The organism is Streptomyces sp. NPDC015171, assembly GCF_043079545.1.
Taxonomy (GTDB): Bacteria; Actinomycetota; Actinomycetes; order Streptomycetales; family Streptomycetaceae; genus Streptomyces.
The window spans coordinates 26,597-47,337 of the sequence record NZ_JBIBUO010000013.1; the positions used below are offsets into that span (position 1 = coordinate 26,597).

General features: G+C 70.9%; 20 protein-coding genes. 9 read left to right on the forward strand and 11 right to left on the reverse strand.

Annotated elements, in window-relative coordinates:
• The first annotated feature begins 39 nt into the window (after nucleotides 1–39).
• A complete protein-coding gene (locus ACF073_RS30000; RefSeq protein WP_392074752.1) occupies nucleotides 40–768 on the forward strand; it encodes an amino acid ABC transporter ATP-binding protein in 729 nt (242 codons plus the stop codon).
• Nucleotides 769–782: 14 nt separating this feature from the next.
• Here the strand turns inward: ACF073_RS30000 and aroQ are convergent, their stop codons facing one another.
• Nucleotides 783–1,256, reverse strand: a complete 474-nt coding sequence (gene aroQ, locus ACF073_RS30005) for a type II 3-dehydroquinate dehydratase (RefSeq protein ID WP_392074542.1) — start codon at nucleotides 1,254–1,256, stop codon at nucleotides 783–785.
• 211 nt (nucleotides 1,257–1,467) lie between these two features.
• Between aroQ and ACF073_RS30010 the strand changes: the two genes are divergently transcribed.
• Entirely contained in the window at nucleotides 1,468–2,739 is a 1,272-nt protein-coding gene (locus ACF073_RS30010; protein WP_392074543.1) for an MFS transporter, read from the forward strand.
• Between the two features lie 42 nt (nucleotides 2,740–2,781).
• Here the strand turns inward: ACF073_RS30010 and ACF073_RS30015 are convergent, their stop codons facing one another.
• The 6 genes from ACF073_RS30015 to ACF073_RS30040 form a co-directional block, all read right to left on the reverse strand.
• Entirely contained in the window at nucleotides 2,782–3,882 is a 1,101-nt protein-coding gene (locus ACF073_RS30015; RefSeq protein WP_392074544.1) for a calcium:proton antiporter, read from the reverse strand.
• Nucleotides 3,883–4,099: 217 nt separating this feature from the next.
• The gene (locus ACF073_RS30020) at nucleotides 4,100–5,101 is read right to left on the reverse strand and encodes a TerC family protein (RefSeq protein WP_392074545.1); all 1,002 of its coding nucleotides are present in this window, start codon (nucleotides 5,099–5,101) and stop codon (nucleotides 4,100–4,102) included.
• Between the two features lie 224 nt (nucleotides 5,102–5,325).
• Nucleotides 5,326–7,380, reverse strand: coding sequence for a TerD family protein (locus tag ACF073_RS30025; RefSeq protein WP_392074546.1), 2,055 nt, complete (start codon nucleotides 7,378–7,380; stop codon nucleotides 5,326–5,328).
• A gap of 115 nt (nucleotides 7,381–7,495) precedes the next feature.
• Nucleotides 7,496–8,074: a TerD family protein gene (locus ACF073_RS30030; protein ID WP_392074547.1), complete on the reverse strand. Its 579-nt coding sequence runs from the start codon at nucleotides 8,072–8,074 to the stop codon at nucleotides 7,496–7,498.
• Between the two features lie 172 nt (nucleotides 8,075–8,246).
• Nucleotides 8,247–10,385, reverse strand: a complete 2,139-nt coding sequence (gene uvrB, locus ACF073_RS30035) for an excinuclease ABC subunit UvrB (protein ID WP_392074548.1) — start codon at nucleotides 10,383–10,385, stop codon at nucleotides 8,247–8,249.
• Between the two features lie 40 nt (nucleotides 10,386–10,425).
• Nucleotides 10,426–11,304 (reverse strand): MHYT domain-containing protein, encoded by an 879-nt coding sequence (locus ACF073_RS30040; RefSeq protein WP_392074549.1) that lies wholly within the window; start codon nucleotides 11,302–11,304, stop codon nucleotides 10,426–10,428.
• A gap of 278 nt (nucleotides 11,305–11,582) precedes the next feature.
• Between ACF073_RS30040 and ACF073_RS30045 the strand changes: the two genes are divergently transcribed.
• Nucleotides 11,583–12,455, forward strand: coding sequence for a glycerophosphodiester phosphodiesterase (locus ACF073_RS30045; RefSeq protein WP_392074550.1), 873 nt, complete (start codon nucleotides 11,583–11,585; stop codon nucleotides 12,453–12,455).
• 41 nt (nucleotides 12,456–12,496) lie between these two features.
• On the forward strand, nucleotides 12,497–13,051 hold the full coding sequence (locus ACF073_RS30050; RefSeq protein ID WP_392074551.1) for a methylated-DNA--[protein]-cysteine S-methyltransferase: 555 nt from the start codon (nucleotides 12,497–12,499) through the stop codon (nucleotides 13,049–13,051).
• A 16-nt stretch (nucleotides 13,052–13,067) separates the two neighbouring features.
• On the opposite strand, the gene ACF073_RS30055 is transcribed toward ACF073_RS30050, so the two are convergent.
• Nucleotides 13,068–13,499, reverse strand: a complete 432-nt coding sequence (locus tag ACF073_RS30055) for a VOC family protein (protein ID WP_392074552.1) — start codon at nucleotides 13,497–13,499, stop codon at nucleotides 13,068–13,070.
• Between the two features lie 99 nt (nucleotides 13,500–13,598).
• Between ACF073_RS30055 and ACF073_RS30060 the strand changes: the two genes are divergently transcribed.
• Nucleotides 13,599–14,507: a pseudouridine-5'-phosphate glycosidase gene (locus ACF073_RS30060; RefSeq protein WP_392074553.1), complete on the forward strand. Its 909-nt coding sequence runs from the start codon at nucleotides 13,599–13,601 to the stop codon at nucleotides 14,505–14,507.
• The gene (locus ACF073_RS30065) at nucleotides 14,492–15,475 is read left to right on the forward strand and encodes a carbohydrate kinase family protein (protein WP_392074554.1); all 984 of its coding nucleotides are present in this window, start codon (nucleotides 14,492–14,494) and stop codon (nucleotides 15,473–15,475) included. The genes ACF073_RS30060 and ACF073_RS30065 overlap by 16 nt, the downstream gene beginning before the upstream one ends.
• Before the next feature lie 107 nt (nucleotides 15,476–15,582).
• Here ACF073_RS30065 and ACF073_RS30070 read toward each other — a convergent pair whose 3' ends face one another.
• Complete coding sequence (locus tag ACF073_RS30070; RefSeq protein WP_392074555.1) at nucleotides 15,583–16,377, reverse strand: methyltransferase; 795 nt, start codon at nucleotides 16,375–16,377, stop codon at nucleotides 15,583–15,585.
• Nucleotides 16,378–16,553: 176 nt separating this feature from the next.
• On the opposite strand from ACF073_RS30070, the gene corA reads away from it, so the two are divergent.
• Complete coding sequence (gene corA, locus ACF073_RS30075; protein WP_392074556.1) at nucleotides 16,554–17,681, forward strand: magnesium/cobalt transporter CorA; 1,128 nt, start codon at nucleotides 16,554–16,556, stop codon at nucleotides 17,679–17,681.
• Nucleotides 17,682–17,915: 234 nt separating this feature from the next.
• On the opposite strand, the gene ACF073_RS30080 is transcribed toward corA, so the two are convergent.
• Nucleotides 17,916–18,548 carry a uridine kinase gene (locus ACF073_RS30080; RefSeq protein ID WP_392074557.1) on the reverse strand — a complete coding sequence of 211 codons (633 nt, stop codon included), beginning with the start codon at nucleotides 18,546–18,548 and terminating at the stop codon, nucleotides 17,916–17,918.
• A gap of 155 nt (nucleotides 18,549–18,703) precedes the next feature.
• Nucleotides 18,704–19,096: a winged helix-turn-helix transcriptional regulator gene (locus tag ACF073_RS30085; protein WP_392074558.1), complete on the reverse strand. Its 393-nt coding sequence runs from the start codon at nucleotides 19,094–19,096 to the stop codon at nucleotides 18,704–18,706.
• Nucleotides 19,097–19,194: 98 nt separating this feature from the next.
• Between ACF073_RS30085 and ACF073_RS30090 the strand changes: the two genes are divergently transcribed.
• A complete protein-coding gene (locus tag ACF073_RS30090; RefSeq protein ID WP_392074559.1) occupies nucleotides 19,195–19,881 on the forward strand; it encodes an NAD(P)-dependent oxidoreductase in 687 nt (228 codons plus the stop codon).
• A 126-nt stretch (nucleotides 19,882–20,007) separates the two neighbouring features.
• Nucleotides 20,008–20,703 (forward strand): DUF2293 domain-containing protein, encoded by a 696-nt coding sequence (locus ACF073_RS30095; RefSeq protein ID WP_392074560.1) that lies wholly within the window; start codon nucleotides 20,008–20,010, stop codon nucleotides 20,701–20,703.
• Nucleotides 20,704–20,741: the final 38 nt, after the last annotated feature.

The window sequence follows — 20,741 nt, forward strand, 5'->3', positions numbered from 1 at the left end:
TCCGAGAGCACGCCCGCGGGCGACGGACCCGTCCTGCGGATGGAGTCCGTGCGCAAGACCTTCGGCGGGTCGGTCGTCCTGCGGGACGTCGACCTGGAGCTGGCGCCGCACACCGTGACCGCGCTGATCGGCGCCTCCGGCTCGGGCAAGTCCACGCTGCTGCGCTGCGCCAATCTCCTGGAGGAGATCGACGACGGCGCGATCTGGCTGGACGGCGAGGAGATCACCGATCCACGCGTGGACCAGGACGCCGTCCGGCGCCGGATCGGCGTCGTCTTCCAGGCGTACAACCTCTTCCCGCACATGACCGTGCTCGACAACATCACCCTGGCGCCGCGCCGGGTGCACGGCGTCTCCCGCGCGGAGGCCGAGGAGCGGGCCGGGCAGCTGCTGGAGCGCCTCGGACTGGCCGACAAGGCGGACGCGTACCCGGACCGGCTCAGCGGCGGTCAGCAGCAGCGCGTGGCGATCGTACGGGCGCTGGCGGTACGGCCCCGGCTGCTGCTGCTGGACGAGATCACGGCCGCGCTCGACCCCGAACTGGTCGGCGAGGTGCTGGAGGTCGTCCGCGGCCTGAAGGACGAGGGAATGACCATGGTGCTGGCGACGCACGAGATGGGTTTCGCGCGCGACGTCGCCGACCAGGTGTGCTTCCTGGACGGCGGGGTGGTGCTGGAGCGCGGCACCGCCGAGCAGGTCTTCGGTGACCCGCGGCAGGAGCGCACCCGGCGTTTCTTGCGCCGGATCGTGGAGGCGGGCCGGCTGTAGTCCCGCGCGAGGGACTACGCGTCCGCCTGCGCCGCCCCGGCCAGGGCCGCGACCCGCTCCACCCCGAACACGTAGCCCTGCACGCCGCAGCCGGCGATCACGCCGTCGGCGCGCAGCGACACGTACGAGTGGTGCCGGAACGCCTCACGCCGGTGGATGTTGGAGATGTGCACCTCCAGCACGGGCAGGCCGTCGCAGGTGTTGAGCGCGTCCAGAATCGCAACCGACGTGTGCGAGTAGGCGCCGGGGTTGATCACGATCCCGCAGTGGTTCAGCCGCGCCTCGTGGATCCAGTCCACCAGCTCACCCTCGTGGTTGGACTGCCGGAAGTCCACCGTCCCCCCGTGCACGGCTGCCGCCTTGGCGCACAGCGCCTCCACGTCGGCCAGTGTGTCCTTGCCGTAGATCTCGGGCTGGCGCTGGCCGAGCAGGTTCAGGTTGGGCCCGTTGAGGATCATGATCGGGGCGTTGGCCAGGGTGCGGGACACGGTTCCTCCGTTCCGTTCGGGGCGGCGCGTGGACGACCGCTGCTCGCCCCCGGTCTATCACGCCGGCCGGGACCGGCAGCGGGCCGTGCGCGCCGGTCGCCACGGGCGTGCACTCCGGTCCCGTGATCACCTCCGCACGCCCCCGTAACTACCGATCACTGTGGGTAGTTGACCCGACATGCACGATGTACAGACTGTAAGCACGCCGTCCATGCCGCGGCTCGCCGCCGCCTCACTCGCCGGGACAGCGATCGAGTTCTACGACTTCTTCGTCTACGGCACCGCGGCGGCTCTGGTTCTGGGGCCGCTGTTCTTCCCGGCGTTCTCGCCGGTCGCCGGGACGCTGGCGGCGTTCGGGACGTTCGGGGTGGGGTTCGTGGCCCGGCCGCTGGGCTCGATGCTGTTCGGGCACATCGGGGACCGGCGCGGACGGCGGCCGGTGCTCGTCGGCTCGCTGCTGCTCACCGGTGCCTCCACCGTCGCGGTCGGCTGTGTGCCGTCGTACCAGTCCATCGGCGTCGCAGCACCTGTGCTGCTCCTCGTCCTGCGCTTCCTCCAGGGGCTGGGGGTCGGCGGGGAGTGGGGCGGGGCGGTGCTGCTGACCGCCGAACACGCTCCCGCCGGGCGACGCGCCCTGTGGTCGAGCTTCCCGCAGGTGGGCCCGGCCTTCGGCTTCATCCTGGCCAACGGGATGATGCTCGTGCTGTCCGTGACGCTGTCCGACGCGGAGTTCGCGCGGTGGGGCTGGCGGGTGCCGTTCTGGGCGGCCGGCGTGCTGGCACTCGCCGGCCTGTGGCTGCGCTCGTCCCTCACGGAGAGCCCCAGGTTCCTGGAGATCGACGACCACGCGCGCGTGCCCCTCGTCGAGGTCGTACGGCACCACGCACGGCTGGTACTGCTGACGGCCGGCGCGCTCGCCGTCGGATACGCGGTGTTCTACGCGGTGACGACCTGGTCGCTGGCGTATGCGACAGAACGGCTCGGCGTGAGCCGTACGGTCATGCTGGTCTGCATCATGGGCGCGGTGGTCGTGCAGGGCGCGCTGACACCGCTGGTGGCGTTCCTCGGGGACCGGGTCGGGCGCCGGCCGATGTGCCTGACGGGGTGCGTCGCCTGCACCCTGTGGATGTTCCCGATGGTCGCACTGCTGGCGACCGGTGAACCGCTGCTGATGTTCCTCGCCATCCTGGGCGCCCTGCTCGCCTTCGTCACCATGTTCTCGGTGATCGCCGCCTATCTGCCGGAACTGTACGAGCCCCGGGTGCGCTGCACCGGCGCCGCCGTGGGCTACAACCTGGGCGGGGTCCTCGGCGGCGCCCTCACCCCGATCGTGGCCACGACGCTCGCCGAGCATGGCGGGCGGGTCCCGTGGGGCGTGGGAGCGTATCTGACCGGGATCGCGCTGATCAGCCTGGTGTGTTTCGCGCTGCTACCGGAGACGCGGCCCGTGCCCGCCGCGGCGGCGGAGCCGGTCACGGGCTGACCGGACGCGCGGAGGCGTACCGGGCGTTCCGCGGGCCGCCGGCTACGGGTTGATCGCCAGTTCCAGGTAGGCCGCGAACAGCACCAGGTGGACGCCGCCCTGCAAGGGCGTGGCCCGGCCCGGTACCACTGTCAGGGAGCTGACCACCACGGTCAGCGCGAGCAGCAGCATGTGGGTGGAGCCGAGGCCGAGGACGAGCGGCCCGGCCAGCCAGATGGAGGCGAGGGCCACGGCCGGGATGGTCAGGCCGATGCTGGCCATCGCGGACCCGAGCGCGAGGTTGAGGCTGGTCTGCACCCGGTCTCGGCGGGCGGAACGCAGTGCGGCGATGGTCTCGGGCAGCAGGACCAGCAGAGCGATGATCACACCCACCACCGCGTGCGGCAGGCCCGCCGCCGACACACCCGACTCGATGGTGGGCGACACACCCTTGGCCAGGCCGACCACGCCCACCAGCGCCAGGCCGAGCAGGCCGAGGCTGGTCCATGCGGTGCGCGCGGACGGGGGTTCGGCGTGGGTGTCGGCGGTGATGACGTCACCCTGTCTGGTGATGGGCAGGAAGTAGTCGCGGTGGCGCACCGTCTGGGTGGCCACGAAAAGCCCGTAGAGGATCAGTGAGGAGACCGCGGCGAAGGTCAGCTGTACGGAGGAGAACTCGGGTCCGGGCTTGCTGGTGGTGAAAGTCGGCAGCACCAGGCTGAGCGTTGCCAGAGTCGCCACGGTCGCCAGTGCCGCGCCGGTGCCCTCCGGGTTGAAGACCGCGGTGCCGTGTCGCAGGGAGGCGACGAGCAGGCAGATCCCGACGATGCCGTTGCAGGTGATCATCACGGCGGCGAAGACGGTGTCTCTGGCCAGGGTGGAACTCTTGTCGCCGCCGTCGGCCATGAGGGTGACGATCAGGGCCACCTCGATGATCGTGACGGCGATGGCGAGCACCAGGGAACCGAAGGGCTCGCCGACTCGGTGGGCGATCACCTCGGCGTGGTGCACCGCCGCGAGGACGGCGCCCGCGAGAACGACGGTCACCAGGCCCACGACGGGGCCGGGCAGGTCCCGGCCCCAGGTGAAGACCAGGAGGACGACCGCGAGCACCGGCACGAGGATCGTCCATTGACGGGTGAGCGACCGGAGCCGAGTGATCATGCGGCGATGGTCGCAGAGGCCTACAGGATTCGCATTCTGTTCTTTTCGGATACCTCTCATCCTTTCCGGTGCGGGGCCCGGTGCCGGTGGGACCGGGCCTCCGCTTCGCGACGAGACCCCGCCGAGGGCTGCCGAGCCCCCGACGAGTCCTCCATGGGGGGCTGTCGAGCCCCGGCTGACGGGCTATGCGGGTTCGTGGGTCTCCACGACGGCGCGGTCAGACATCGGCGTTGTCCTTCCGGCCGCCTTCGCCGCCGGCGTGCGCCGCCTCGACGGCCGCCTGCTTCCTGGAGGCCAGCAGGCTCGTGACCGTGGTGACGGCGAGGACGGCGCAGATCACGCCGAGCGAGACCGGGATGCTGATCTCGGGCACGTGGACACCGGACTCGTGCAGGGCGTGCAGCACCAGCTTGACGCCGATGAAGCCGAGAATGATCGACAGACCGTACGAGAGGTGGACCAGCTTTCTGAGCAGTCCGCCGATGAGGAAGTACAGCTGGCGCAGACCCATCAGGGCGAAGGCGTTGGCGGTGAAGACGATGTACGGGTCCTGGGTCAGTCCGAAGATCGCGGGGATCGAGTCCAGGGCGAACAGCACGTCCGTGGTGCCGATGGCCAGCATCACGACCAGCATCGGGGTCATGACGCGCTTGCCGTTCTCCTGGATCCACAGCTTGGTGCCGTGGTACCGGTCGGCCACGCCGAACTTGCGCTCCACGGCCTTCAGGAGCTTGTTCTCCTCGTACTCCTCGTCGTCCTGGTCCGCGCGGGCCTCCTGGATGAGCTTCCAGGCGGTCCAGATCAGGAAGGCGCCGAAGAGGTAGAACACCCAGGAGAAGCTGGCGAGGATCGCGGCACCGGCGGCGATGAAGACGGCCCGCAGGACCAGGGCTATGAGGACACCGACGAGCAGGACGCGCTGCTGGTACTGGGTGGGCACCGCGAACTTCGCCATGATCAGGACGAAGACGAAGAGGTTGTCGACGCTCAGCGACTTCTCGGTGATGAAGCCCGCGAAGAACTCGCCGGCCGGCTGTCCGCCGCCGAAGACGAGGAGCCCGAGGCCGAAGAGGCCGGCCAGGGTGATCCAGACGACCGTCCAGATACCCGCTTCCTTGATCGACACCTCATGCGGCTTGCGACCGATGAAGAAGTCGACCGCGATCAGGGCCGCGAGACCCACGATGGTGAGGACCCAAAGGGTCATTGAGACTTCCACTGCACCTCCGGCATTACGTAACGGCAAACATCAGCGTTGTCGCTGCCGGAGGTCTCTTCCACCCGCGATGGGCCGACGCCCCGGAACCCGAAACGGTCCGTACTGACGGGTGCGCCGCAGTCAGGGAGTACTCCCCTCCGTACGGAAGACAGTACCTCAATCGCCAAAGTAAGGTAAAGTGACAAGTAAAGAAAATCCCAAATTACCAGGTCAGAGCTGCTTTACTATCGCTTGGTACGAGCTGTGGCCACCGCAGTGAGCACCTGTTGCAGGACCTGGCTGCCGCTCGGGACGAGGGAGGGTTCGAACGTCCAGGCGTGGCCGACCCACGGATCGGCAAGGTGGTCGTCGGGCAACGGGGTGAGTCGCAGCAGCGAACGCCACAGCGGATCGAGCAAGGGACCGTAGGCCGCCGCGTCCTCGCGGTCGGCGACCAGCAGGAGGTGCACGCCTACGGCCGGACCCTCGTCGGCGAGATAGCGGAGCCGGGTCACCGACCGGTCGTCGAACCCGTGCGGGAAGTCGTTCACGATCAGGAGCTGCCGCGCGGTGTCGACATCGGCCGGCAGCGACTCCGCCGCGCCGCCGCGCACCGCCATCTGCACCAGATCGACCCGCTGGGTGAGCCTCTCCAGGATGTGCGAGACCCCGGCCGCCCCGGCGGCGGGCGGCGCCGCGAGCACACCCGCCCGGGTGAGCGGCAGCAGCGCCTGGGTGCCGGCCCCGGCCGGGTCGGCGACCTGCACCGCGAACGCCCCGGGCGGATGGACGGCGAGGAGCCGTGCCGCGAGAGCGACCGCCGCGTCCATGGCCAGTCGGCGCAGCTGGGCCGAGTCCGGTGCCCAGTCGTCGGCAGTCGCGGTCGGGCCGCTGTCGATCCAGAGGCCCCGTTCCAGCGGCAGTTTCACCAGAAGGGGGATGCTCAGCGGGGCGCTTTCGGGGAGGTGGAGATCGCCCAGCCGCAGGGCCATGGGCGGCTCGGCGGGGACGCGGTAGGCGTGCCAGGCGGGGTTGTCCCAACGGGCATATGCGGGCGGGAGCGCGGGCTCGACCACCTCGGCCTCGGCCGTGAGCTGGGCGAGGTCGCGCTCGAAGGCCGCGCGCGCCTGGGCCGCCAGCTGGGTCCGGCGGGCCTGGGCCGCCTCGCGGGCGGCGTCGCCCCTCGTGCCGAGCCGCTCACGAGGGTCGGCGAGGGCCCGGTCCAGCTCCTGCTCCATGCGGGAGTCGGCGAATTCGACGGCACGGCGGTAGGCCGCGGTGGTGCGGGCCAGGTCCTCGAACATGCCCCAGACCTGGTTGTACAGCCGCTCCTGCATCGACCAGCCCACGGCGTCTCCGGCTACGGGCGGAGCGGGCTGCCCGTCGGCGGCCGAGGGGGCTTGCGGCGCGGATGGTGGCGGAGCGCTGTGGGACCGGCGGCGGTGCGTGTAGTCGACCGGCCCGCCGGGGCGCCGGGGATCGGCACCGTCGTGGCCGTCAGAGCTTGGCGAATCCAACGGGCGTGCCGGATCCTCCGGACCGGAGGCAGCCGCATCTTGAGGAGAGGGCGAGGTCTGAAAGGGAGAAGCGGGCGAGGTCTGAGACGGAGGAGGCGTCTGCGGAGCGGAGCAGGGCTGGGGTGCGGACGCGGTGCGCGGGGCGGGGTCGGTCGACGGTGCGGAGTCGGTCGACCGTGCGGAGCCGGTCAGCGATGCGGAGTCGGTCGACGGTGCGGGTATCGCGCGGGACGGGCGGAGCGTTGCCGCCTGGTCGATGGCTGTCGCGAGGTCCTCCGCGTCGTGCAGCCCTTGATCGGCGAAGAGAACGGCCAGACCGCCCGCATGGCCCTGGCCCAGTGCGCGTACCTTCCAGGCGCCTTGCCTGCGGTACAACTCCAGGGCGATCACGGCCGCCTCGGCGTCCAGGCCGGTGAGGGTGAAGCCGGCGAGTTCGGTGCCGTCAGGGCCGTTCACCGCGGTGTGCGGGGCCGGGGCGGCACCGAAGCGGAGCGGGCCCGACGAACCGGTGGGCAGGGCGAGATACACGCTGACACGGTGCACGGCTTCGGGCACGGCGGTCAGGTCGACGGTCAGGCGGTGCTCGGCGGCGGCCTGCCGGGGCGCCTCCACGCCGGGGAGGGAGGGGGCGCCGGGGTGGCTCACCCACTCGCGGCCGTGCACCGTGCCGTGCTCGTCGCCGAGCGTGGCTCCGGCGAGGACCGGCACTCCGGCCGAGATCCGGATCTCCAGCCGGACCTGGGTCAGCGGGAGGTTCTGCCCCCGTACGAGCTCAGCCGCCATCGCCGTCGGCCCCCCTGTGTCGTTCTTCGTGCGTAGCGCGCCCGGCGAGCCGTCGGTCCGGCCGGTTCCGGCGGCGCGGCAAGCGCGCCTGCCAGAGGTGCGGGAAGACCGCCTTCTAGAGGTGCGGCAGAATCGCCGGCATCAGGTCCTGGAAGGTGCGGCCGTTGGCCGGGGCGCCGATGGCGGTCATCGTCCAGCCGGAGCCCGCCCGGTGCACCTTGGCCATGATCTGCGCCGTGTACTCGCCGCCGCCGGCCAGGGTGTAGCGGGCAAGCTCCTGGCCCGTGGTCTCGTCCACGAGCCGGCAGAACGCGTTCTGGACCTCGTGGAAGGTCTGGCCGGTGAAGGAGTTCACCGTGAAGACGATCTGGTCGATGTGGACCGGGACGCGCTGCAGGTCCACCAGGATCGCCTCGTCGTCCCCGCCCTGGCCGACGCCGCCGACGAGGTTGTCACCGGTGTGGCGCACGGAACCGTCGTCGCTCACGAGGTGACGGAAGAAGACGACGTCCTCGGGGTTGCCGCCGGCGAAGAGCACCGCCGAGGCGTCCAGGTCGATCTCGCGGGTGCGCGAGCCGAACAGGCCGCGCCGCTTCGCCGCCTGCCAGCCGAGGCCCATACGGACCGCGGTCAGGGTGGCACCGTCCTTCTTCTCCAGACTGATGGCCTGACCCTTGGACAAGTTGACGGACACGGCTGAATCCCCTCTCGACAATCCCCTGTTGCCGCGCCGAGCTGTGTGCTGTGCACTGCGCGGTTGTCCAGAACCCTACGCAGGGCCACTGACAGTGCCGACCCCGGCTCGCGCTTTGTGTCGGTGTTGCAACACTTGGCGCATATGCCGAGGTCGGCGACGCGGCGGCGGCTCAGGCGAGGCCGGCCTCCCGCATCTGGCGCAGTTCCTTCTTCATCTCGGAGACCTCGTCGCGCAGCCGGGCCGCGATCTCGAACTGCAGCTCAGCGGCGGCGGCGCGCATGCGCTCGGTCATCTCCTCGATCTGCCCCGCCAGTTCGGCCGCCGGACGATCCGTGGGCACCGTCGCGCCCTTGGCCGCCTTGCCGGCCTTCGCGCCCTTGCCCGCCTTGCCGCCGAGCGACGGGACAGGGGCCTTCGCGGCCTTGCCGTCCTTCGACTTGCGGAACCCGGAGCCGAGGAGCTGTTCGGTGTCGACCTCTTCGCGGGCGATCCGCGCGACGATGTCGTTGATCTTCTTCCGCAGGGGCTGCGGGTCGATACCGTTCGCCTTGTTGTAGGCGACCTGCTTCTCCCGGCGGCGATTGGTCTCCTCGATGGCCTTCTCCATCGCCGGGGTGATCTTGTCCGCGTACATATGGACCTGGCCGGAGACGTTGCGCGCCGCACGGCCGATGGTCTGGATCAGCGAGGTGCCCGAGCGGAGGAAGCCCTCCTTGTCGGCGTCGAGGATCGCCACCAGGGACACCTCGGGCAGGTCCAGTCCCTCCCGGAGGAGGTTGATGCCGACCAGGACGTCGTACTCGCCGGCGCGCAGCTCGCGCAGCAGCTCGACGCGGCGCAGGGTGTCGACATCGCTGTGCAGATAGCGCACCTGGATGCCCATTTCCAGGAAGTAGTCGGTGAGGTCCTCGGCCATCTTCTTGGTCAGCGTGGTCACCAGGACGCGCTCGTCCTTCTCGGTCCGCTTGCGGATCTCGTGCACCAGGTCGTCGATCTGGCCCTCGGTGGGCTTGACCACGACCTCCGGGTCGATCAGGCCGGTCGGGCGGATGATCTGCTCGACGACGCCGTCCCCGCGCGACAGCTCATAGGTGCCAGGGGTGGCCGACAGGTAGACGGTCTGCCCGATGCGCTCCTGGAACTCCTCCCACTTCAGGGGGCGGTTGTCCAGGGCGGAAGGCAGACGGAAACCGTGGTCGACGAGAGTGCGCTTGCGGGAGGCGTCGCCTTCGTACATCGCGCCGATCTGCGGGACCGTGACGTGCGACTCGTCGATGACGAGCAGGAAGTCGTCCGGGAAGTAGTCCAGCAGAGTGTTGGGCGGGGAGCCGGGCAGACGGCCGTCGAAGTGCATCGAGTAGTTCTCCACGCCGGAGCAGGTGCCGATCTGGCGGAGCATCTCGATGTCGTACGTGGTGCGCATGCGCAGGCGCTGGGCCTCCAGGAGCTTGCCCTGCTTCTCCAGCTCCGCCAGGCGCTCCCCCAGCTCCTTCTCGATGTCGTTGACGGCCCGCTCCATGCGCTCGGGGCCGGCGACGTAGTGGGAGGCGGGGAAGACGTACAGCTGCTGGTCGTCGCTGATGATCTCGCCGGTGATCGGATGGAGCGTCGACAGCGCCTCGATCTCGTCGCCGAACATCTCGATGCGGACGGCCAGCTCCTCGTAGACCGGGAAGATCTCGATGGTGTCGCCGCGGACCCGGAAGGTGCCACGGGTGAAGGCCATGTCGTTACGCGTGTACTGGATGTCGACGAAGCGGCGCAGCAGCTCGTCCCGGTCGATCTCGTCACCGACTCTGAGCGGGACCATGCGGTCCACGTACTCCTGGGGGGTGCCGAGGCCGTAGATGCAGGACACCGAGGCGACGACGATGACGTCGCGGCGGGTGAGCAGCGAGTTGGTGGCCGAGTGGCGCAGCCGTTCGACCTCCTCGTTGATCGAGGAGTCCTTCTCGATGTAGGTGTCCGACTGCGGGACGTAGGCCTCGGGCTGGTAGTAGTCGTAGTACGAGACGAAGTACTCGACCGCGTTGTTCGGCAACAGCTCGCGGAACTCGTTGGCCAGCTGGGCGGCCAGGGTTTTGTTCGGCGCCATCACGAGCGTCGGGCGCTGGAGTTTCTCGATCATCCACGCGGTGGTGGCGGACTTGCCGGTGCCGGTCGCGCCCAGGAGGACGACATCCTTCTCACCGGCCTCGATGCGCTTGGCCAGGTCGGCGATGGCCGTCGGCTGGTCGCCGCTGGGCTGGTAGGGACTGACGACCTCGAAGGGCGCCACCGTGCGTTCGATGTGGGAAACGGGCCGCATGTCATCCACCGTACGACCCCGCACTGACAACGGGCCCGGATCAGCGATTCTGCGGGGTGCGGGAACGGTGGTGCTCAGGCCGACGGGCCGCGCGAATCCCCTGGTGGGGGGCGGGGCGGCGGTCCGCGTGGGAGGCGACGGCGGTGGCCGGTACGCCCGGCTTGCGCTCGACGGGTGTCCAGTCGGGGCGGCCCGCGACCATCAGCGGGTCGAAGATCACGACGGCGCCCGCGAGGAGCAGGAAGGCGAGCGGACCGATCAGCATGGGCGTGAGCAGGGACGCTCCGGGCCCGGTCCCGCCGGTGTGGGAGACGCCGTCGAGGTGGACGCCGAGGGCGGCCATCCCGGTGTAGTGCATGCCGCTGACCGCGAGCCCCATGACGAGGCTCGCGCCCATGCTCCACAGGAAGCCTCGCACCTGCCCGGCCGCCCACAGCGCGGTGATGGCGGCGACGACCGCTATGACGACGGAGGCGGCGACGGTGAGCGTGTCGTAGGTGAACCGGCCGTGGAAGCGGACGCCCGCCATGCCGAGGTAGTGCATGGAGGCGATACCGAGGCCGGTGATCGTGCCGCCGGTGAAGAGCGGGGTCCCGGTGGCACCGCGGTAGCCGACGATGAAGATGCCGACGCCGACCATGACGACGGCGACCCCGAGACTCGCGTAGGTCATCGGCTGGTCGTAGTGGATCGTCGTCTCCTCGATGGTGAAGCCCATCATGGCGACGAAGTGCATGGTCCATATGCCGGAGCCGATCGCCGCCGCGCCGAGGGCCAGCCAGGCAGGTCGCCGGGAGTGCGTGACCAGCAGAGACCGTGAGGTGCAGCGCAGGCCGAGGGCGCCGCCGAGGCAGGCCATCAGATAGGCCGCCAACGGGGTGACGGCCCCGTAACTGAATCCGTCGACCGTGCCTTGCATGCGCGGCTGCCCTTCCGCCCTCTTGCGTCCCGGAATACTTGAATATGCCCCCGTCCCAGGACCGCGCGGGCGGTCAGGGTTGTCGCAGAGAGTATGACCCCCACCGGAATGGTCGAACGATTTTCCGGCAAAGAAACACGGCCTTGCCTCAGTTGTGCGGCACCGGTGAGCGGCCTTGGGTGCCGCCATTCAATCTGTGGCCATCGTGCGCCCGAGTGTCGTTGACCCTCTGCTGTCAGTCTGGAGCTGTCGGTATTCGCTCGTCGCGAGGAGTACGCATGTACGCGCGCGTAGTCGCCACCGCGGTCGCCGCGGCCCTGGGGACGGTGACGGTTCTGCTGAGCCCCATCTCCGATGCCCGGGCCAGAGAGGACGGCGTGCCCACGGTGATCGCCCACCGGGGCGCATCCGCCTACGCGCCCGAGAACACGCTGGCCTCCATCGACAAGGCCGCCGCGCTGGGCTTCTCCTGGGTCGAGAACGACGTCCAGCGCACCAAGGACGGCGAGCTGGTCGTCCTGCACGACGACAGCCTGCAGCGCACCACGAACGTCGAGGACGTCTTTCCGGACCGGGCTCCGTGGAAGGTACGCGACTTCACCGCCGCCGAGATCGCCCGGCTGGACGCGGGCAGCTGGTTCTCCCCCGCCTACGCGGGCGCGCGCGTGCCGACGCTCCAGCAGTACATGCGCCGGGTCGATCACAACCACGAGAACCTGCTCCTGGAGGTCAAGAACCCGGAGCTGTATCCCGGCATCGAGCAGCAGACGCTGAAGCTGCTCGGCGACGAGGGGTGGCTGGACGAGGGGCATCGGGGGCGGCTGGTCGTGCAGAGCTTCAGTGCCGACAGCGTGCGGACCGTCCACGAGCTGAAGCCCGCGATCACCACCGCCTACCTCGGTACGCCCACCGTGGCGCAACTGCCCGGGTTCGCTCGCTTCACGGATCTGGTCAATCCCTCGCACGCATCGCTGACCAGGGATTACACCGGCGCGGCGCACGCCCTCGACGGGCCGCACGGCCGACCGCTTGAGGTGTTCACCTGGACGGTGGACGACGCGGCCACCACCCGCAGGGTCGCCGGTTACGGAGTCGACGGGATCATCACCAACAAGCCCGACGTGGTGCGGGCGGCACTGGGTGCGCACTGAGCCGGGCGGGCGTTGTCAGTGGCGGGTCGTACCGTGGGCGCATGGACAGCCATGGGCAGGATGGGCAGCGCGTCGAGTGGGCCGTGATCGGCACGGACATCGGCCCGCTGATGCTGGCGGCGACCAGCGACGGCCTGGTCAACGTCGTCTTCCACGCCTCGGACGCGGTGCGCGACCGGGCTCTGGAGCGGCTGGCAGCCCGGCTGGGCGGCCAGCCCGTGGAGGATCCGCGGTCGCCGCTGCTGGCGGAGGCGATACGTCAGGTGCGGGCGTACTTCGCTGGCGAGCGGCACGACTTCGACCTGCCGCTGGACTGGTCGCTGATCTCCGGGTTCAACCGGCAGGTCCTGCGGGAGCTGGCCTCCGGTGTGCCGTACGGCGCCGTGGTGGGGTACGGCGACCTGGCGGGGCGAGTCGGACAACCCGGAGGGGCACAGGCGGTCGGTGCGGCGATGGGCGCCAATCCGCTTCCGGTGGTGGTGCCGTGCCACCGGGTGGTGGAGAGCGGTGGCGGCATCGGCGGTTTCGGTGGCGGCCTGGAGACCAAGCGGAAGCTGCTCGCCCTGGAGGGTGTGCTGCCCGAGCCGCTGTTCTGACCGGTTCCAAGCGCGGCTAGTCGGCGTAGTGCCGGGCTTCGAAGACGTTGCCGTCGGGGTCGCGGAAGTAGAAGCTGCGGGTGGCGTCGCCGCGGGCACCGGACAGGCCGTGGTCGATGCCCGACACGGGGACGCCGTGTTCGTCCAGGCGGGCGCGCAGGGCGTCGAAGGCGTCGGCCGGCAGGGACAGGCAGACGTGGTTGACGGGGTGGCCGGCGCTGTCGGCGGAGCCGGGCAGCATCCTCATCCGTTCGACGAAGGTGTACGGGGCGAGGTCGAGGATGGTCTCCTCGTTGACGCGCACGGAGGGGAAGGACACCGTCCCCTCCGTGAACTCGGCGACTCCGAGCGGCTCCAGGCCGACGGCCGTCTCGTAGAAGGCGGCCGCGGCGACGGGGTCGGCCACCCACAGGACGACGTGGTCGAGGCGCATGGTGTTGTTCCTCATACGACCCAGGCTGGTGGCCCGGCCCACAGGCCACAAGCGTTTATCCATGGCCGGCGCCCGCCAGAGATGAGAAAGGACCGACGGACAGGAGACGGGCACATGGTGCTGGTGGTGTCGGAGGAAGTCCGCGAGGCGATCGACGCGCGGCGGCCGGTGGTGGCCCTGGAGTCCACGATCATCGCGCACGGCCTGCCCCGGCCGCGCAATCTGCAGGTGGCGCTGGAGCTGGAGGAAGTGGTGCGGCGGGAGGGCGCCGTGCCGGCGACCGTCGCCGTGCTCGACGGCCGGCCGCGGGTGGGTCTGGACAAGGAGCAGCTGGAGCGGGTCGCGAACGAGGACGGCATCCGCAAGCTGGGCCACCGTGACCTGCCGCTCGCCGTGGCGGCGGGGGCGAGCGGAGCGACCACGGTATCGGCGACGGCGCAGCTGGCCGCGCTGGCCGGGGTCCGGGTGTTCGCCACCGGCGGCCTGGGCGGGGTGCACCGGGAGTGGACGGTGACGCAGGACGAGTCCGCCGACCTGGGGCTGCTGGCACGCACCCGGATCACGGTGGTGTGCGCGGGCGTGAAGTCGATCCTGGACGTGCCGGCGACGCTGCAGCGGCTGGAGACGCTGGGCGTGGCCGTCGCGGGGTACGGCACGGACCGCTTCCCGGGCTTCTACCTGGCGGACTCGGGGCATCCGGTCGACTGGACGCTGGACACTCCGGACCAGATCGCCGCCGTCATGCGCGCCCAGGAGGCGCTGGACGCGCCGGAGTCGGCGCTGATCGTCGCCCAGCCCGTGGCACAGGCGGACCAACTCGATCCCGAGCTGCACGCGCGCGTACTCGCCGACGCGCTGCGCGCCTGCGCGGATCAGGGGGTCACCGGGCAGGCGGTGACCCCGTTCCTGCTGGACTACCTGGTCCGGCACACCGACGGTGCCTCGCTGAGCGCCAACCTGGCGGCGGTGCGCGGAAACGTACGGCTGGCGGCGCGGATCGCCACGGCGTGGACCAGGGGGTGACCGCCGGCCGGAACGGAGCACTGCTGGTCGTCGGGGACGTGGTCACGGATGTGGTCGCCCGGCACCGGGGGCCGCTCGCGGCCGGCACCGACACGGCTGCCGTGATCCGGACGCTGCCCGGCGGGGCGGGGGCCAATGTGGCCTGCTGGGCCGCTCACACGGGCTGCTCGGACGTACGGCTGCTGGGGCGGGTCGGCGCGGACGCCGCCGCGTGGCACGAGCGGGAGCTGGTCGCGGCCGGGGTGCGGCCCAGGCTTGTGCTGGACCGGGAGGCGGCCACCGGAACGGTGATCTGTCTCGTCGACACGGGCGCGGCGGGCGAGCGGACGTTTCTGACGGAAAGCGGCGCGTCATTGCGGCTCGGCCCCGCGGACTGGTCGGACGCTCTGCTCGACGGGGTGGGCCGGCTGCATCTGTCGGGCTATCTGTTGTTCACGGAGTCGAGCCGCGCACTAGCCGGGACGGCGCTCGCGGCGGCACGCGCGCGTGGTGTGCCGGTCAGCCTGGATCCCGCGTCCGCCGGTTTCCTGGTGGAGCTGGGGGTGAGCCGATTCCTGGCGTTCGCGGAGGGCGTGGATGTGCTGCTGCCCAGCCGGGACGAGGCATGTCTGCTGACCGGGCTGGCGGATCCGGCGGACGCGGCGGCCAAGCTGAGCCGGCACGTGCCGCTGGTGGTGGCCAAGGCGGGTGCGGAGGGGGCGCTGGTGGCCCGTACCGGCGCCGCGCCGGTCCGCGTACCGGCCGTGCCGGCGGCACCCCGCGACACCACGGGCGCGGGTGACGCCTTCACCGGCGGCTTCCTCGCCGCCCTGCTCGCGGGCGCGGCCCCGGAGGAGGCGGCGGCACGAGGCTGCCGGGCGGGCGCGGAGGCGGTGGGCCGGGTCGGCGCCAGACCACCGCACCGGGGCGAGGGGAGTCAGGGCGACCGGAACGACGGGCATCAGGGCGAACACCGAAAGCCGGACTAGGCGCGCGGAACGCGGTAAGCCGGTTGCCGGCGCTCAGCTGGGCTCCGGCAGCCGGCCGACGCCGACGGAAAGGATCCGGCGCCTTCGGGCTCCCGACGTCGTCTCGGCTACTCCTTGCGACCCCACGCCGAGATCATCGGTGCGGTGGCCAGGTCCATGGAACCGGCCTCCACATGTGCCAGGTGCTCGTCGATCTCCGCATCGGTGGCCAGGCCGGCGGAGACGAGCCGGTCACGGATCTGACGGACCGTCGCGGCCTCCAGAGCGGTACAGGCGGGTGAGGCCATGGGGAAGTACGCGTGGGCCTCCACACCATGCAGTCCGGCCTCCCGGAGCAGCCGCGGGAGCTTGCGGCCGTAGGAGAGGTCGGCGCCGCGCTCGGCGAGCAGTCTGCGGAAGCCTTGGCGCAGCCGGTTGGTGAGCCGCTCCTCGGGGCCGTGCTCGTCGGGACAGGTCAGGGGCTGAAGGGCGGGGTCCGCGTCCTCGACCAGCAGCCGTCCACCCGGCCGCAGAGACTTGATCATGGAACGCAAGGCCCGTTCGCGGTCGGGCACATGGACGAGGACCAGCCGGGCGTGGACCAGGTCGAAGCCCTCCCCCGGCGGCTCCTCGGCGCCCACGTCGTGGACGCGGACCTCCACCGGCGGGCGGGCCGCGGGGGTTAGACGCGAGGCGTCGATGTCGGTGGCGACGACCTGCCCGGCCGGCCCCACCTTCCCGGCGAGCCAGGAGACCACGGAGGTGCCGCCGGCCCCTGCTTCCCAGCAGCGCCAGCCCGGTCCGACACCGAGACCTTCGAGGTGCCGGAAGGTCGTGGGGTCGAAGAGGGAGGCGAAGGCGTCGAAACGTTCACCCGCCTCGTTCTGCCGGTTGTCCAGGAGGTACCCGTCGGATTGCGTCATGCTCCCGATCATTCCAGTCGCCCGACTTGTCCGGTTCGCCCACTCCTTCCTCCACAGGCGGGAACCAAGCGGAACTCCCCGTTCCCACAGGCTTGCCCGCGCTTTGCCCGAGGCTGGCAGACTTGCCGGGCAAAGGCACGGAAGCGTTGCACGGAGATCCACACGAGGAGATCCAGATGTCCATGGCAGGGAATCTGCGAAAGGTCACGGGGCTGGGCAGGGTCGGCGGCCTGCGCAAAGTGGCGCGGCTCGCACGGCGCCGGCCTCGCGTGGACCTGAGCCACCCCGCCAGGTCACCGCTGGGCTCGTCGGTGGTGAACTGCGTGATGTACCAGGACGGTGTGCGGGTGCCCGCGTGTACCGACCTGGTGGATGCCGTACGGATGGTGCGCAAGACCGGCGAGGGCTTCGTCTGGCTCGGGCTGCACGAGCCGACGGACCGGGAGTTCGCGGGCATCGCCGAGCTGTTCGACCTGCATCCGCTGGCGGTGGAGGACGCGGTCGAGGCGCATCAGCGGCCGAAGCTGGAGCACTACGGGGACACACTCTTCGCGGTGTTCAAGACCGTCTGCTACGTGGAGCACGAGCAGCTGACGGCGACCAGCGAGGTGGTGGACACCGGCGAGATCATGGTGTTCGTCGGCGAGGACTTCGTGGTCACGGTGCGGCATGGCCGGCACGGCTCGCTGGGCCCGCTGCGCGAGGATCTGGAGGCACATCCGTACCAGCTCTCCAAGGGGCCGGCCGCGGTGTTGCACGCGATCGCCGACCATGTGGTCGACGACTATCTGAACGTCACGGACGCGGTGCAGGCCGACATCGACCAGGTCGAGACGGACGTCTTCTCGGAGGACGGCGCGCGCCTCGATCCGGGCCGCATCTACCAGATGAAGCGTGAACTGCTGGAACTGAAGCGGGCAGTGGTGCCGTTGGGCCGTCCGGTGGAGGATCTGGCCACCCGGCCGATACGGGTCATCGCCCCGGAGATACAGGCCTATTTCCGGGATGTGCTCGACCATCTGATCCGGGCGAAGGACCAGATCGCCGCGTTCGACGAACTGCTCAACTCCATCCTGCAGGCACATCTCGCGCAGGTGACCGTCGCACAGAACTCGGACATGCGGAAGATCACGGCCTGGGCCGCGGTGATCGCCGTGCCGACGATGGTGTGCGGGGTGTACGGCATGAACTTCGAGCACATGCCGGAGCTGCACTGGCGGTTCGGATATCCGCTGATCATGGCCGTGATGGCGGGAGCGTGTCTGGTCCTGTACCGGGGCTTTCGGCGCAACGGCTGGCTCTGAGAGCGGCGGAGCCGCGGGACGGCTGGAAGGGCTCCGGACAAACAGCACCGCTGCCAGTCCCCCCGTCCCGCCAGTCCGCCAGTCCGCCAGTCCGCCAGTCCGCCAGTCCGTCAGTCCGTCAGTCCGTCAGTCCGTCAGTCCGTCAGTCCGTCAGTCCGTCAGTCGATGATCACGCAGACGTCGCCGTCCTGAACGGCGGGCGGGACGGGCCAGCTGTCCGGGCGCTGTGTCGGCTCAGCCGTTCCAGGCGGGGTGGCGCGGGTCGTCGGCGCGCACCAGCACGTCCGCCGTCCCGGCCGGGTCGGTCTCGGCCTCGTAGCGTTCGAAGGCGGGGAGGGTCCAGTGATCGGCCTCGGGGGTACGGCGGCGCAGGGCGCCCGGGGAGAGGAGGAGGTGCACGGTCAGGTCGAAGGGAAACCAGTGACGCAGCAGGAGGGGGCCGTGGAGCAACAGGATCCCGCCGGGCGGGAGTTGGGCGTAGGAGCTGCGGGTTGCCCGGTCCGTGGCCGGATCCCACAGATCGGGCAGGACACGCCCGCTGCCTCCGGGGTCGAGCGGCCCGAAGACCTCGCGCCACAGGGCGCCCGTGTCGAACCATCCGCCGTAGTACGACTCGGCGTCCCGCCGCCCGTGTTCCAGCCGCAGCGAGGCGGGGCGCAGGAAGCCCTCGGTGCCGATCACGAGCGAGGGGCGGCCACGCACCCTCAGTGCCTCGCCGACGCGCGCGGCGAGGTCTCCCGGGCGGGCGGCCGGAGCCCCGTCGAAGCCGGCGCGCTGCCAGGCCCCGCCGTCGGCCGGTGCCGCACCGGCCAGCCGGTCGGCGAGCCGCTCGGCCAACCGGTCCCAGGTGATCGCTTCGAGTCGCACAGGGCCCATGATGCCGGGTGGTCCGGGAGAGCGGCGCCCGGGCCGGCGCGAAGACACGGTGACGCGGAGGGCCGGCGTCAAGGCCGGCGCGGGTCGGTCGTGCCAGGCAGGAACGTCGGCGGGCCCGATCGTTCCGGTCGGCATCGATGGAGTGGTCAGGCGCGGGGGCCGGCGGCGTGGCGGGCCGCGAGCAGGGCGGGGAGGTGGGTTTCGCTCCAGGCGCGGGCCGCGTCGAGAAGGGGGATCAGGGTGCGGCCCAGCGGGGTGAGGGCGTAGTCGACCCGGGGCGGGTTCTCTTCGTACGCGGTGCGGGTCACCAGGCCGTCGCGCTCCATCGCGCGCAGGGTTTCGCTGAGCACCTTGGGTGTGACGGCCTTGAGCGGGACGCGGAGTTCACCGAAGCGGCGCGGGCCGTCCTGGAGGCAGCGGATCACCATGCCGGACCACTTGTCACCGACCCGGAAGGGCATCACGGAGGACGGACAGAGGGGGTGGAACATGTCGGGATCGAGAGGTGCGGCCCGGTCGCGGTCCGTCGCTTCGGTCATCCGTCGAGGGTAGCGCCGGTTCCGTTGCGGTAACCGGGGGCCCGGCACCTAACGTCCCGATCCGACGCGAACAGCAGCGCAGGGCTTGGAGGTTGGGGATGGGTGCAATCGTGGTCTTCGGTGCGGGGGGCCGGGCGGGGCGGGCGGTGACGGCCGAGGCACGCGCGCGCGGGTACGCGGTGACGGCCGTGGTGCGGGATCCGGCTCGGTATCCGGATCTTCGGGCGGAGTGTGTCACGGTCGTGCGGGGTGACGTCACCGATGCCGGGTCGGTGACGGCGACCGCCGCCGGGCACGTCGGGGCCGTGCACGCGGTCTCGCCGTTCAGCGGGCCGGAGCAGGGCTTCGACACGCTGGATCCCCGGTTCTTCGTGAAGGCGGCCGACGCACTGCTCGACGGGCTCGCCGCGGCCGGAGTGGGACGGCTCGTGGCGGTGGGCCTGGGGGCGAATCTGCTCGGTGCGGACGGGCGGCCGGTGATGGACGACCCGCTCGCGTTCCCGCGGGAGATCCGGCCGTTCGCGTTGGCGCACACCGCCGGGCTGAACCGGCTGCGCGAACGCGGGGGCGGTCCCGTCGACTGGGCGATGCTCACGCCCGCCGGCCACTTGGACCACGGCGGCGCCCGGACGGGGCGGTACCGCGTCGGTGGGGAGCAGCTGCCCGCCGGCAGCCGCGAGCCATGGCTGTCGTACGCGGATCTCGCGGTGGCGACGGTGGACGAGATCGAGAAACCGGTGCGGCATCGTACGCGGGTGTCGGTGTTCAACTTCCTTGAGCGATAAGGACGGTCGCGGCGAACGACAGGAAAAGACGAGGGGTGGAAGGAGTACAAGGACGTGGCGCCGGAGCGCCGGGAGCGGTGAGGGCGGGGATGGGAGGCGTGGGCGGTGACGGGGAAAGTACCGTGTATGGCGCTTCCCTCGACTCCCCACTCCCCCGGTCGGCTTGTCGTGGTCCAGCCGCTGAAGCGCAAGCGGTGTGCCGGCTGCCGGCGCGGTCCGCTGTCGATGCTGGTGCTGGAGGACGGCGCACCGCGGTGCCTGGACTGTGCCGACCTCGGGCACCTGGTGTTTCTGCCGCGCGGCGACACGGCCCTGACCCGCAGGGCGCGGGAAGAGAGCACGCTCTCGGTGGTGGTGGTGCGGTTCAACCGGCGCAAGAGCCGCTACGAGCGCCAGGGCGTGCTCGTGGAGGAGCCCGCGCTGGCCAGGGCCGAGGCCCGCTGTCTGGCGGACGCGGAGGCACGGCGCCGGCGTCGGACGCGGGACGCGCAGCGCAGGGCGGCGGAGGACGAGCGGTTCGCGGCGGCGTTCGCGGCCGAGATTCTCCGGCTGTTTCCCGGTTGCCCGGCCGAACGGTCCCGGGCGATCGCCGCCCATGCGTCGGTGCGGGGCAGCGGACGGGTCGGGCGCAGCGCGGCCGGGCGGGCGCTGACCGAGGGCGCGGTGATCTCGGCGGTCGTGGCGGGCGTACGGCATGTGGACACGCCCTACGACGAGCTGCTGATGAGCGGGGTGTCGCGGTATGAGGCCCGGCGCAGGATCGCACCGGCCGTGGAGAGCGTGCTGCGGGCGTGGCAAGGGGCCGGAGAGGACACGGGCTGAGGGCCCGGAGGCGACATCTACGGAATCGGGGGGGGTGG